At 60.5% G+C, this 13,612-nt stretch carries 13 protein-coding genes; 6 read left to right on the top strand and 7 right to left on the bottom strand.

Going from position 1 to position 13,612, the window contains the following annotated elements; genetic code table 11:
• The 3 genes from narI to FVV99_RS01010 all read left to right on the top strand — a co-directional run bounded on the left by narI (position 1) and on the right by FVV99_RS01010 (position 2,311).
• Positions 1-684, top strand: coding sequence for a respiratory nitrate reductase subunit gamma (narI, locus tag FVV99_RS01020; RefSeq protein WP_148252143.1), 684 nt, complete (start codon positions 1-3; stop codon positions 682-684).
• A 162-nt stretch (positions 685-846) separates the two neighbouring features.
• Positions 847-1,668 carry a peptidylprolyl isomerase gene (locus tag FVV99_RS01015; RefSeq protein ID WP_148252142.1) on the top strand — a complete coding sequence of 274 codons (822 nt, stop codon included), beginning with the start codon at positions 847-849 and terminating at the stop codon, positions 1,666-1,668.
• Positions 1,669-1,759: 91 nt separating this feature from the next.
• Positions 1,760-2,311 (top strand): gamma-glutamylcyclotransferase, encoded by a 552-nt coding sequence (locus FVV99_RS01010; RefSeq protein WP_092568639.1) that lies wholly within the window; start codon positions 1,760-1,762, stop codon positions 2,309-2,311.
• 46 nt (positions 2,312-2,357) lie between these two features.
• Here FVV99_RS01010 and amaA read toward each other — a convergent pair whose 3' ends face one another.
• The 4 genes from amaA to amaB form a co-directional block, all read right to left on the bottom strand.
• Positions 2,358-3,638 (bottom strand): L-pipecolate oxidase, encoded by a 1,281-nt coding sequence (gene amaA / locus FVV99_RS01005; protein ID WP_148252141.1) that lies wholly within the window; start codon positions 3,636-3,638, stop codon positions 2,358-2,360.
• A 57-nt stretch (positions 3,639-3,695) separates the two neighbouring features.
• Entirely contained in the window at positions 3,696-3,998 is a 303-nt protein-coding gene (locus FVV99_RS01000) for a hypothetical protein (protein ID WP_148252140.1), read from the bottom strand.
• A complete protein-coding gene (locus FVV99_RS00995) occupies positions 3,995-5,446 on the bottom strand; it encodes a sodium-dependent transporter (RefSeq protein ID WP_148252139.1) in 1,452 nt (483 codons plus the stop codon). Before FVV99_RS00995 ends, FVV99_RS01000 begins: the two co-directional genes overlap by 4 nt.
• Before the next feature lie 77 nt (positions 5,447-5,523).
• Positions 5,524-7,017: an L-piperidine-6-carboxylate dehydrogenase gene (amaB, locus tag FVV99_RS00990; RefSeq protein ID WP_148252138.1), complete on the bottom strand. Its 1,494-nt coding sequence runs from the start codon at positions 7,015-7,017 to the stop codon at positions 5,524-5,526.
• Between the two features lie 124 nt (positions 7,018-7,141).
• Between amaB and gcvA the strand changes: the two genes are divergently transcribed.
• The 3 genes from gcvA to hglS all read left to right on the top strand — a co-directional run bounded on the left by gcvA (position 7,142) and on the right by hglS (position 10,905).
• Positions 7,142-8,071 carry a transcriptional regulator GcvA gene (gcvA, locus tag FVV99_RS00985; protein WP_148252137.1) on the top strand — a complete coding sequence of 310 codons (930 nt, stop codon included), beginning with the start codon at positions 7,142-7,144 and terminating at the stop codon, positions 8,069-8,071.
• A 183-nt stretch (positions 8,072-8,254) separates the two neighbouring features.
• A complete protein-coding gene (locus FVV99_RS00980) occupies positions 8,255-9,553 on the top strand; it encodes a 2-aminoadipate transaminase (protein WP_092568629.1) in 1,299 nt (432 codons plus the stop codon).
• Entirely contained in the window at positions 9,550-10,905 is a 1,356-nt protein-coding gene (gene hglS / locus FVV99_RS00975) for a 2-oxoadipate dioxygenase/decarboxylase HglS (RefSeq protein WP_148252136.1), read from the top strand. The genes FVV99_RS00980 and hglS overlap by 4 nt, the downstream gene beginning before the upstream one ends.
• A gap of 36 nt (positions 10,906-10,941) precedes the next feature.
• On the opposite strand, the gene FVV99_RS00970 is transcribed toward hglS, so the two are convergent.
• The 3 genes from FVV99_RS00970 to FVV99_RS00960 are packed head-to-tail and all read right to left on the bottom strand — an operon-like array spanning position 10,942 to position 13,601.
• Positions 10,942-11,790 (bottom strand): metal ABC transporter permease, encoded by an 849-nt coding sequence (locus tag FVV99_RS00970; RefSeq protein ID WP_148252135.1) that lies wholly within the window; start codon positions 11,788-11,790, stop codon positions 10,942-10,944.
• Positions 11,791-11,808: 18 nt separating this feature from the next.
• Entirely contained in the window at positions 11,809-12,699 is an 891-nt protein-coding gene (locus FVV99_RS00965) for a metal ABC transporter permease (protein ID WP_201744999.1), read from the bottom strand.
• Positions 12,696-13,601, bottom strand: coding sequence for a manganese/iron ABC transporter ATP-binding protein (locus FVV99_RS00960; protein ID WP_148252134.1), 906 nt, complete (start codon positions 13,599-13,601; stop codon positions 12,696-12,698). The genes FVV99_RS00965 and FVV99_RS00960 overlap by 4 nt, the downstream gene beginning before the upstream one ends.
• Positions 13,602-13,612 lie beyond the last annotated feature (11 nt).

Here is a 13,612-nt window from a genome sequence, read left to right as displayed (position 1 = left end):
ATGTTTGCCGAGTATCTGCAACACCTGATCTATGGTTACTACCCCTATCTGGCCGGCACCGTCTTTCTGGTCGGTAGTCTGTTGCGTTTCGATCACGGCCAGTACACCTGGAAAACCGGTTCCAGCCAGATGCTGTCCTCGAAGCACATGCGGCTGGCCAGCAACCTCTTCCATATCGGTATCATCGTGATTTTCTTCGGCCACTTGTTCGGCATGCTGACACCCCATTGGGTCTATGCCCCCTTCCTGTCGCCGGGTGCCAAGCAGATTCTGGCGATCGTCATCGGTGGTATTGCCGGCGTGTTGTGTGTCGTGGGAGGTGCCATGTTGTTGTACCGCCGCCTGTTCAACCCGCGGGTCCGGGCCTCCTCAGGCTTCATGGACACCCTGATTCTGGCGATCCTGGTCTTCCAGGCAGGGCTGGGGCTGGTGACGGTGTTCTTCTCCCTGGGGCATCTCGACGGTGAGATGATGCTGACGCTGGCATCCTGGGCGCAGGCCATCGTGTTCTTCGGTGGGGGAGCCGCGGATTACATGACCGAGGTGTCGTGGATCTACAAGCTCCATATCTTCCTGGGGTTGACCATCATCCTGCTGTTTCCCTTTACGCGTCTGGTGCATGTGTGGAGTGCCCCGTTGGGGTATGTGACCCGGCGCTACCAACTGGTACGCAAGCGGGGCTGAGAATGTGGCAGGGACTCGGGCTTTCCCGGCGACAGGCCTACGAGGGGGCGCTATAAACCCTTCCATGGGCGCTACCGATGCCATCCATGGCATCGGACCCCCTCTCCGTCCTGTCCCCGGCGCCCTCAGGAAACAGCGCATGCGCTCCAAGGAGCTATCATCATGCAAATGATCGAGATAGAACAGATTCCTGGTGGTGCCACGCCACCGCCCATCCGAGTCGGCGAGGCCACCATCGGGGAGGACGCCATCGCTCGTGAGATGCAGTATCACCCGGCGGATTCCGCCGGCAGTGCCCAGCTCAAGGCGGCGCGCGCCCTGGTGGTTCGCGAGCTGCTGCGCCAGCGCATCGAGGCCCTGAGAGGGACTGACTTGCCCGATGAGCGTATCGATGACGAAGACACGGCGATCGCCGCCCTACTGGACCGGGAGCTGGACGTTCCCGAGCCCTCCGAAGCGGATTGCCACCGATTCTATCGCTCGCATCCCGAGCGCTTCAGCGAGCCCACGCAACTGCGCGTCCGCCATATCCTGCTGGCGGCGGCGCCGGATGATGCCGAGGCGCGGGATGCCGGCTACCGGCAGGGTGAAGCGTTGATCCAGTCGCTGCACGAGGCACCCGCACGATTTACCGAACTGGCCCAGCGTTATTCGGCCTGCCCCTCGAAAGACGAGGGGGGTGAACTTGGCTGGCTGGTACCGGGGCAGACGGTCGGTGAACTGGATCGTGCCTTGCAGCACTTGCCGACAGGATTGCACGGTCGCCCGCTGGCATCACGCTATGGCTGGCATGTCGTCAGTATCGATGAACGCATCGAGGGAGAATTGCCGACCTATGAAACGGTGGCCGTTCATGTGCGTCATACACTTCGCGAGCAAGCGACCCGGCGCGCCCTGCGTCATTATCTGCTGGCGCTTGAAGCGGATATCGGCGTCGAAGGCGTTTCACTCGATGACGATGCCGGCGGCATGCTGATGCAGTGAGACGGCGTGTTGCGCTTTCCGCCCACCGTCGTTTTCTGGCATATTGCGTGATTGATTATCACAGATGCCCCAGTAATAGAGCAGTCACGCAATGCACGACGTCGCAAATGAAAACGATGTCTGGGTATTCGGCTATGGGTCACTGATCTGGAAAGCGGATTTCCCTTACCACGAGCGGCGGCCGGCATATATCCATGGCTGGACGCGTCGTTTCTGGCAAGGCTCTCATGATCATCGCGGTACGCCCGAGTCACCGGGGCGTGTCGTTACCCTGATACGCGAGCCCGGTGCCGTCTGCCATGGCATGGCATACCGTATCTCGGCCGAGACGCTGGGTCCGCTGGATGTGCGCGAAAAGAACGGCTATCTCCGCGAGGTTACGCCGTTGCACTTTACGGATGGTGAGCAGGCCGAGGGCCTGGTCTATATCGCCACCGACGCCAACCCCGCCTTCCTGGGCGCGGCATCGTACGATGCCATGGCCCGCCACATTGCGGATTCCCATGGCCCGAGCGGCCCCAACAGCGACTACCTGCTGAATCTCGCCGATGCGCTACGCGCCATGGGTGTCGAGGATGTTCACGTCTTCACGCTGGCGGAAACCCTGGAAGCCCGTATCGCCGATGACCCTCGTCCCGTGTAAGCCGGTGGCGGCGTTCGACGCTGACGGGGACGACCCAAGAGTGATCTCATGCAATTAGCCTCAGACACTGGCCTGCATGGTACAGCGTGAATCCACTTTCGTAGGCGGAGCGCCATAGCGAGGCCGCCTTGATCGGTGTTGCCGGACGTATCGGTAGTGGCAGCAAACTGTCGTCATCGTGCATGAGATAGTGAGCGAACCCTCTACCGACGACGGTGCCGGTGGTAATGCCGCGGCCATTGTATCCGGTGACCGCCAGGATACCTGGCGCCGGTTCGAACAGCCGCAGGGTATGATCGGGCGTGAAAGCGATTCGCCCGGTCCAGGCGCATTCCCAGTTGACGGTGTCGAGTTGGGGAAAATAATACTGCTGTATGCGATCGGCCCAGCAGCGCAGGAATGAGGCGGGTTTGCTATCCCCTTTGCCCAGGCTTCCCAGTATCAATCGGCCGTCGGCATCACGGCGAATGCTGCTCAAGACCATACGCGTATCCCAGGCTCCCTGACGATCGGGAAGGATGTCTTCAGCCTGGGTGTCGGAAAGTGGTTCGGAAGCCACCTGGTAGAAATGGCCGGCAAAGAAGTGGTGGCGTACGTGGTTCCACTGGTCCTCGGTATAGGCGTTCGTGGCCAGTACCAGCCGCGACGCCGCGATACTGCCGCGATCCGTGGTAACGCGCCAGCCATCACCTGCGCGTTCCATCCCCGTGGCGGCACTGTGGGTATAGAGTCGTGCACCATGGGTGTGAGCCGCCCGTGCCAACCCACGGGTATAGGCCGCAGGATTCAGCGTGCCGGCCCGATGGTCGAGGAGGGCCCTGTTGATTCGTTGCGAGCCAAGACGACGCCAGCATGACTCGCCTTCGAGTAACTCCACCGGGGTGCCTCGGTGCTGAAACTGTGCCGCGCGTCGTGCCAGTTCCTGCTCCCCCTTGCCATTGTGGGCCAGATGTAGCGTTCCGGTACGGGTGGCATGGCAATCGATGCGATGCCGTTCGATAAGCGAAAATACCTCGGTAGGCGCAGCACCGAGTATCGCATTGACGCGCTCGCCGTCGACCTCCCCCAGGGTCTCTGCGATGTCGTCCGGGGGGATCCACAGCCCGGCGTTGACGAGGCCGACATTGCGTCCGGATCCACCATTGGGGATGTCCCCCGCCTCGATGAGGGAGACGCTGATACCGGCTTCGGCAAGATGAAGCGCGGTGCTCAGCCCTGTGATGCCGCCACCAATGACGGCAACATCGGCACGGTGATCGCCTTCCAGGGCCTCGAGGCTCAAGGGTGGCTCGGGCGACGTGGCATACCATAGGCAGCGTTCCTGCATGATGCCTCCCGCTAGACTGGTTGATACTGATCGCACATTGGTCGATGGGTCTTGTCGTTATTGACGAGCCTCGTCGATAGTCGACCAGTCATAGAAACGTTGTGGGTTATGCTGCATGGCTTGTTGCTGAAGCTCGAGCAGTTCCCGCACTTCTCTGGCCGGTTCTTCCTCCGGATGACGGGCAAGCCACGTTTCCAGGTCGCGTTGTGCCCGTGGGGACAGCGGTTCAAAGTCACCCTGAGACTGGATCAGTGCCAGTTTGCGCTCCTCTTGTCGCAATGAATAACTCAAGGCGACGGTGGCGACACCCCACAGGGCGATGATGGATGCGGTCATGACGATGATGGCGGAAAGGCTCATGAGGGCTGACCTCCGGCGGGCGTAGTGACATAGGATGTGTCGCGACGACGGCTCATGATCCACATGCAAAGCGGAATCAACAGCGTCAGCAATGCAAGGCCACTGACGGTTTTCCAGGGGGTCTGGCTAAGATTGCTGTAGAGGAAATAAGCCATGATTCCCAGCATGATGGCGGGAATCTGGAAGCGAACGATGGGCTCCCACAGCTTGGGTACGTAGAGATCGGCCCCCCGGTTGAGACTCAGCACCCGCAGGCGGCTGGCATCGAATTTCCAGCCGATGGCGATCATGATGATGAAGGTGGCCAGAGGCAGTCCCCAGTTGCCGACGACGAAGTCCAGATAGCCAAGGATATCGGCATTCATGGCGCTGGGAATGCCGAGCAACCAGATGATTCCGCAGATGGTCAGCACGGCTTTGCTGCGTCCGGTGGACTTCTCTTCCCGATACGTCGTGACACCGACCTCCGTAATGGCAATGGCGGTGGTCAGGTTGGCGAAGAAGAAGCCCATGAAGAACAAAAGCGCCCAGAGATAACCGCCTGTCATGCTGCCGAAGGCACTGGCCAGGGCCACGAAGGCCAGTTCGGCGCCCGAGGTCGGCGAGATGCCGAAGGCGAAAACGATGGGGAAAACGGCGAAGATGGCCAGTAGCCCGAAACTGGTATTGCCGATGGCCGTGAAGATGCCGCCACCGAGGGGAATATCGTCGTTGCGTCCCAGGTAACTGCCGTAGGTCAGGGCAATGCCCCAGCCGAGGCCGGTGGAGAACAGGGCTTGCCCCAATGCCGCCAGCCAGGTCTCGCCCCGTGCGAGGTATTCCCAATTGGGCGAGAAACTGAACTCCAGGCCGGCCATGGCGCCCGGCAAGGTCAGCCCCCGGATGGCGATGGCGATCAGGGCGATCGTCAGGATCGGCATCATCCATTTGGCCAGACGTTCAATGCCGCCCTTGATTCCAAGCAGTAGGATACCGGTGACCATCAGCATGGCGATGCTGTGCATGCCGACGTTCAAGGCGGTGTTGCCACTGAAGTTCTGCCAGAGTACGGCCGTGTCGAACTCGGTTTGCGTGAACGTACCGATCAGGGCATGAAAGGCATAGTAGATTGACCAGCCGACGATCGATGAATAGTACGACATCAGCACGATATTGAAGATCAGGATCACCAGCCCCAGACCGACGAAGCGATTGTTGCCGTAGAGCTTGCGGAAGGTGCCGATCAGACCTTGTCGGGTATGGCGGCCGAGACTGGTCTCGCCCATCAGACCGGGCACGGCGATCAGGTAGAGCAGCAGGAAATAGGCGATCAGGAACGCCCCGCCCCCGTTTTCACCCGTGACATAGGGCATGCGCCAGATATTGCCGGCACCGACCATGGCACCGACCACGGCCATCAGGTAGCCGAAACGGCTACCCCATTGTTCTCTCGAGATTGTTGTTGTCATCGTTGACTCCAAAACCGTTGTTGGAATGCCTGCCCACTTACCGCCATGTCTCGAGACCGACATGGCGATGGTCGTGATCAGTCGAACTTGATGCCTTGTGCCAGCGGCAGTTCGCGGGAGTAATTGACGGTGTTGGTTTGTCGGCGCATGTAGCTCTTCCAGATATCCGATCCGGATTCACGACCGCCGCCGGTCTCCTTTTCGCCGCCGAAGGCTCCACCGATCTCGGCGCCGCTGGGACCGATGTTGACGTTGGCGATACCACAGTCGCTGCCCTGATCGGAGACGAAGGTTTCGGCCTCTCGCACGTCGCTGGTGAAAATGCACGACGACAACCCCTGTGGCACATCGTTGTGCAATATCATTGCTTCATCGAAGTCGCGGTAGCTCATGACGTAGAGGATCGGAGCAAAGGTTTCGTTCTTGACCAGTTCGTCCTGATGTTCGACCTCGACGATGGCAGGGCTGACGTAATAGGCATTGGGGTAAGCGTCAGCCAGCTGGCGCTCTCCACCGAATACCGTGGCGCCTTGCCGGCGAGCCCTGTCCAGCACGGATTGCATCTGGTCATAGGCCTGGGAATCGATCAGCGGACCGACCAGGTTGCCTTCCATCGGATCGCCGATGCTGATGCCCGTATAGGCTTTCTTCAGCCGTTCGAGGACATTATCGCGGATGGATTCATGGACGATCAGGCGGCGCAGCGTGGTGCAGCGCTGGCCGGCGGTACCGACGGCGGAGAACAGAATGGCGCGCACGGCCATGTCCAGATCGGCACTGGGGGCTAGGATCATGCCGTTGTTGCCGCCGAGTTCCAGGATGCTGCGGCCGAAACGGGCGGCGACGCGCGGTGCGACTTCGCGCCCCATTCGCGTGCTGCCGGTGGCACTGATCAGTGGCACGCTGGGATCATCGGTCAGGCGCTCGCCGGCCTCGCGATCACCGATGATGACCTGGCTGAGATCCTGTGGGGCCTCGTCGCCGAACTCGGCCATGGCACGCTCGAGCAGGGCCTGGCAGGCCAGAGCGGTCAATGGGGTCTTCTCGGAGGGTTTCCACAGCAGGCTATTGCCACATACCAGGGCCAGAGCGGCATTCCAGGCCCAGGGCGCCACCGGGAAGTTGAAGGCGGTAATCAGGCCGATCGGCCCCAGCGGATGCCAGCTTTCACGCATGTGGTGGCCTGGCCGCTCCGAGGCGATGGTCAGGCCATAGAGCTGACGCGACTGACCAACGGCGAGATCGCAGATATCGATCATTTCCTGCACTTCGCCAAGACCTTCCTGGTAGATCTTGCCGCACTCCAGGGTGACCAGCGTGCCGAGATCCTCCTTGTGGCGACGCAGTTGCTCGCCGAACAGCCTCACCAACTCACCGCGTCGGGGGGCGGGGACCCGGCTCCACTGCTCGAACGCCTGCCGGGCGCGGGCAATGCGAGCGTCTACCGCCTTTCCGTCCTCCAGCCGGACCCGACCGATCTCGGCCCCATCGGAGGGGGAGGTCACGGGATAGTCGCCGTCCCGGTATAGGGACTCGGCCACGCCGAGGCGCTGCATGACAGTGTCGATCATTCTTCCTCCTACTGCTGACACAGGATGGATAAAAACCATCCGCAGTATTGCCGCGGCAATTGACCTGGCTCAAACGACGTTTTATACAGACGTCATTCCATTTTTTCGTGAAAAGGGTGTCAGCATGAGTCGTCGCCATCTACCTACCTTCACTGCCATGCAATGCTTCGAGGCGTCGGCACGCCACTTGAGTTTCACTCGTGCGGCAGACGAACTGAACCTGACCCAGAGCGCCGTCAGCAAGCAGGTCGCTCAACTCGAGTCGATTCTGGAACATCCGCTGTTTCGCCGTGTGCGCAAGCGTCTCCAGGTGACACCTGAGGGGTCGCTATACCTGACGGAAGTCCGCAAGATACTGTCGCAGGTCGAGATGTCGACGCGTTATATGCAGTCATACGGAGGGCAGAGCGAGGTATTGCATGTCACTACGCTCCCGACCTTCGGTTCGCGATGGCTGGTACCCAGGCTCAATGGGTTTCGTTTTCGCCACCCCAATATCTATCTGAATATCAGCAATCGGGTGGAGCCGTTCGATCTCGAGGAGGAGCGCGTCGATGTCGCCTTTTTCTTCGGTCATGGTGCCTGGCCGAAAGCCGAGTGCATCAAGCTGCTCGACGAAGAAGTGGTGGCGGTGTGTTCACCGCATGTCCTGCCTGCGGAAGGCATCCAGGATCCGCTGGATCTGACGCAACTGGTGCTGTTGCAAAGCGCGACACGCCCTGAAGTCTGGCATGACTGGTTCGAGGCCCAGGGTTGTTACACGCCCCATAGTTACCATGGCCCGCGCTTCGATACGTTCTACATGGCCCTGCAGGCGGCACGGGCCGGCTGTGGTGTCACATTGGTACCGCGTTTCCTGGCCGAAGAAGAACTCGGGGCGGGGCAACTGGTGATTCCCTGGGAGTTCTCGTTGATCAGTCACAACGCCTACTATCTGGCCTATCCGGAGCACAAGGGCGATGTCGGCAAGGTCAAGGGCTTCATCGATTGGATACTCGAGTATCGGGATAAACCGATCACCCTCGATCAGCACACCAGCCAGTCCATGCCTTGAGCTCATGATACTGAATCGGGGTGGCTTCATTGTGGCGATGCCTTCTCGATAGGAGGGCTCGGGTGCTCTGGTAGTTCATTATTTTTTGGAATGCTTTGCCAAGTTTTTTTCGTTTGAAGCCGCCCTTGGGGTCTGCTTTGATCGTGTCATCAAACGCACGCGATGAATCGACAGGATCCCTGCATGGCCTTTCCACATATCAGTGACTCCATCGGTGTCGTTCACCCCCTCTGTATTGCGCGAGGCCGCAATGCCGAGGTCTGGGACGAGGACGGCAACCACTATATCGATTTCATCGGAGGTATTGGCGTTCTCAACCTGGGGCATTGTCACCCTGTGGTGGTCGAGGCGGTCACGCAACAGGTCGGAACCTTGATGCACTCCGCCTTCAACGCCGTGCCGCATCGCGGCTATCTTGAGGTGGCCAGGGCGCTGGACGCCTTCGTGCCGGTGGCCTACCCGCTGTCATGCATGCTGACCAACAGCGGTGCCGAGGCCACCGAAAATGCGCTCAAGGTAGCGCGTGCGGCGACCGGGCGTCAGACGGTGATAGCCTTTGATGACGGTTTTCATGGTCGTACGCTCGCCGCCCTGAATCTCAATGGCAAGGTCCAGCCCTATAAGAACCGGCTCGGTGCCTTGCCCGGGCCGGTACATCATCTGCCTTTTCCGAGCCGCGATGGCGATATCGATGCGAACCAGGCCATGGCGGCGTTGGAGCGCCTTTTCGAGGTGGACGTGCCGGTCGATGAGGTGGCCTGTATCATCGTCGAGCCGGTACAGGGCGAAGGCGGCTTCCGCCGGCTCGATGCGGACTTTGCGCGCCGCCTGCGTGATCTCTGCGACCGGCATGGCATCGTCTTGATCATCGACGAGATCCAGTCCGGATTCGGCCGCACGGGTCAGCGTTTTGCCTTTCCTCGACTCGGCATCGAGCCGGACCTGCTGCTGATGGGCAAGAGCATGGCGGCGGGGCTACCGCTGGCAGCGGTGGCCGGCCGGGAGGCGCTCATGGATGCCGTTCCCAAAGGCGGGCTGGGCGGTACCTACTCGGGTAATGCCGTGGCTTGCGCGGCGGCCAGGGTGGTCATGGAGTTGATGAGCGAAGATGACCTGCATCAATGGGGTGAACGTCAGGAAGTCCTGATCCTCGAGTCGTATCGCCAATGGCGCACATGCGGTCGTTTCCCGATGCTTGGCGAACTGACCGGTGTGGGTGCCATGCGCGGCATCGTCTTCGACGACACACCCGACGCCAGCGGTAAAGAACATCTGGCGGCGCTATTGCGTGCCGCTCGGCAAGCGGGGCTGCTGTTGATGCCCAGCGGTCGGTATCGCAATGTGTTGCGGCTGCTGCCGCCATTGACCACGGAACCCGAGATAATGCGGGAAGGCCTCGCCAGACTCGAACGGGCGCTGGAGACTTTGCCCGGCGCCATCTCGGAACATTCGACGACAGACACCACGAGGTCGATGACATGACATCCTTTGTCACTTCACATGACATTCGCGATCGTTTCTCCAAGGCCATGTCGGCCATGTACCAGGCCGAGGTTCCCCAGTACGGCACCCTGCTCGAGCTCGTGGAGGAGGTGAACCGCGAGGTACTGGAGCACAGTCCGGCAATGGCCAGACAGCTCGCGGCGCATGATGAGCTGGATCGACTGAGCGTGGAACGCCATGGCGCGATTCGTGTCGGCACCGCCGACGAATTGTCCATGCTGCGTCGGCTCTTCGCGGTAATGGGCATGTTTCCGGTCGGCTATTACGATCTCTCCGAGGCCGGTGTGCCGGTCCACTCGACGGCTTTCCGACCCATCGACGATGACGCACTGGCACGCAATCCCTTTCGCGTCTTCACGTCATTGCTGCGCCTGGGACTGATCGATAGCGTTGAACTGCGTGAACGCGCTGCCACGATCCTCGCCGAGCGCGACATTTTCACGCCCTCTGCCCGGGAGTTGATCGACTGCCACGAGCGTCAGGGTGGATTGACCGACGAGCAGGCCGAGCGTTTCGTCGCCGAGGCTCTGGAGACCTTCCGTTGGCATCATGACGCCACCGTCGACTGGGATACCTACGAGGCGCTGCACGCCGAACACCGGTTGATCGCCGATGTGGTCTGTTTCCGCGGGCCGCATATCAATCACTTGACGCCCCGCACTCTCGATATCGACGAGGTTCAGCGACGCATGCCGGCAGTGGGGATGAATCCCAAGGAAGTGATCGAGGGGCCGCCTCGTCGTGACTGTCCGATCCTGCTGCGTCAGACCAGTTTCAAGGCGTTGGAAGAATCGATCCGCTTTGCCGGTGAGCAGCAGGGCACCCACACCGCCCGCTTCGGTGAAATCGAACAGCGCGGCGTTGCCTTGACGCCCGCCGGACGGGCGCTCTACGACCGACTGCTCAGCGAGTCACGCCGACGTTCCGCGGGGATGACCAATACCGAGCATCAGCGTGTATTGGCGGAGGTGTTTGCCGACTTCCCGGATACCGAGCGCGAACTGCGACGTCAGGGACTGGCGTTCTTCGAGTACCGGCTCACTGACGCAGGCCACGAAGCGGGTAGCATGGCAGAGGCCGATCTGGAAACGCTGATCGAGCGCGGATTGGTAGAGTGCCGGCCGATCACCTACGAGGATTTCCTGCCGGTCAGCGCCGCCGGCATCTTCCAGTCGAATCTGGGCGGTGATCAGAACGCGGCGTATGCCGGCAATGCCAACCGGAACGCCTTCGAAGCCGCGCTGGGTGCCGAGGTGACCGATGAACTGGCACTCTACGCCGAGCGTGAGCGAGCATCCAGGCAGGCGGTGTGCGAAGCACTAGGGGGGTGATTCGGAGCGCACCCGTCCTGGCAGTACCCGGCCTCATCACGTCGGTGATGAGGCTTCATGCTGTGATGCTCGCCGCGTGAGATAAAGCCGCCGCACTAAGGCAACTATGAACAGGGCCGTCAGTATCAGTACGATCGTGGGGGCGGGCGCGCTATCCAGGAAAAAGCTCAGATATGTTCCGGCAAGCATGCTGACGACACACATGACCACCGAGACGATCAGCATGTGCGCAAAGCTCCGGACCAGGAGGAAGGCGATCGCGCCCGGCGTCACCAGCAGGGCTACGGCCAGAATCAGCCCCGTCGCCGAGAGCGTTGCCACGATCGTCAATGACATGATGGCGAGGAGCCCATAGTGCAGCCAGCCGGTACGCAATCCGCAAGCTTGTGCCTGGGCGGGATCGAATGCATGCAGGAGCCAGTCTTTCCATTTCAGCAGCACGATTGACGACGTGCCAAGGGCGATGAGTCCCGTCGTCCATAGGTCTTTCGTGCCGACCCCCAGCATGTTGCCGAACAGGATGTGATCGAGGTGCTGATCCGTGTTGATCGAGACGTACATCACGATACCCAGCCCGAACATGCCCGAAAATACCACGCCCATGACGGTATCCTGCTTGACCCGGCTGTTATGCGAGAGATAGCCGGTCGCGACCGCACACACCATGCCGGCAGTGAACGCACCGACGATGAGTGGTAGCCCGAGCAGCCAGGCAATGACGATGCCGGGCAGCACGGAGTGACTGACGGCATCGCCCATCAGTGCCCAACCCTTGAGTACCAGAAAGCAGGACAACAGTGCCGTAGGTACGGCCGCCATCATGGCGATCAGGAACGCGTTCTGCATGAACGGGAACTGAAATGGCAGTAGCAGCGTGTCGAGCATCGTCGGTGTCCTGGCTGGTTACTGAGGGGGCGTTTCGGGTAACGGGTCATCAAGCGAGGTACGTAATGCCTTGGCCGCTTTACGACGTGCCGCGAGTAGCCCGTGCTTGGGTGCCAACAGGAACGTGGCCAGGAAAATCAGCGTCTGGAGTATCACGATGATGCCGCCGGTCGCCCCATTCAGGAAATAGCTGGCATAGGCACCGAGGCAACTCGTTACCCCGCCGATAGCGACTGACAGGCCGATCAGCCTCGGAAACCTGTCACATAGCAGATACGCCGTGGCGCCCGGCGTCACTACCATGGCGATGACGAGAAACGCGCCCACCGTCATCATTGCCGCCACCACCGAGACGGAGAGCAGCAGGAAGAACAGTGCTTTCATGAGGTCGGGGCGCAGACCGATCGAGCGTGCGTGATCTTCGTCGAAGAAGGTCACCATGAGATCCTTCCATTTCATGAGCAGGATGGCTAGCGACACGACGCCGATGATCGCCAGTTGCAGTGTGTCTTGCGGCGTGATGGCCAGGATGTTGCCCATGATGATCGTCTGAATGCTGACCGACATGGGGTTGATCGAGACCAGAAACAGACCGATCCCGAAGAACGAGGTGAAAATGATGCCGATGATGACGTCGACCTTGAGCCCCGACCTGTCACTGAGGAAGAGCATGGAGGCGGATGCCAGCGCGCCGGCGATAAACGCCCCCAAGGCAAAAGGGAGACCCAGCATGTAGGCGCCGGCGACGCCGGGAACGACCGAGTGTGAGAGCGCATCACCGATCAGTGACCACCCCTTGAGCATCAAATACGATGACAGGAAACCGCAAACCCCACCAACGAGCGCGGATACCCACATGGCATTAACCATGTAGCCGTAGTCGAAAGGTTGCAGCAGCAGTTCGATCATGAGTCGTTGCCCTCGCGCGCTCGCGTCTGGGTTTCTCCGCCATACTGTACGAAGGGCCGCTCCTCGTCGGTGATGATACTGAGCTCGCGGTGGTCTTCGTCGTCATGCAGTGCTTCTCCGCCGAGGGTGAAGTGGCGCAGTACGCCGCCAAAGGCGCTCTCGAGATTCCGGCGCGTGAACACGGTATCAGTCGGGCCCTCGGCGAGTACTGTTCCCCTGATCAAGATGGTGCGATCACAGAACTCGGGCACCGAGCCGAGATTGTGTGTCGAAACGAGCATGACGCAGCCCTCGTCGCGAAGTTCTCGCAACAGGGCAATGATCTGCGTCTCAGTCGTCGCATCGACCCCGGTAAAGGGTTCGTCGAGCAGGATGATACGACTTTCCTGGGCAATCGCTCTGGCCAGAAACACGCGTTTACGTTGTCCTCCGGACAGCTCGCCGATCTGTCGCTGTCGAAACGCGCTCATGTTTACACGTTCGAGCGCTCGATTGACGGCCTCGTGATCAATGCGACGTGGATGGCGGAGAAAGTTCATGCGCCCGTAACGGCCCATCATCACCACATCCTCGACGAGGACGGGGAACGCCCAATCGACGTCTTCGGATTGCGGGACATAGGCCACGAGATTCGATCGCAATGCCTCTCTAACGCTATAGCCCAGCAGTCGGATATCGCCTTTGCCGGCCGGTAGAAACCCCATGATGGCCTTGAAAAGGGTGGATTTTCCGGCACCGTTGACGCCCACTAGCGCGGTGACCGTGCCGCGTGGGATCGCAAAGCTGGCATCGTGCAGCGCGGTATGGCCGTTGCGATACGTGACGGTGAGATCCTTGGCGAGTATCCCGGCATCGGCCTCTTCGCTCGGTTGTTCGACACGCTGACGAGATGTTTTAAGCATGACACTGTCCT

Source organism: Aidingimonas lacisalsi, from assembly GCF_008079445.1.
Lineage (GTDB): Bacteria > Pseudomonadota > Gammaproteobacteria > Pseudomonadales > Halomonadaceae > Aidingimonas > Aidingimonas lacisalsi.
The sequence above is the reverse complement of the archived record's forward strand: the minus strand, read 5'-3'. Positions and strand labels throughout refer to the sequence as shown.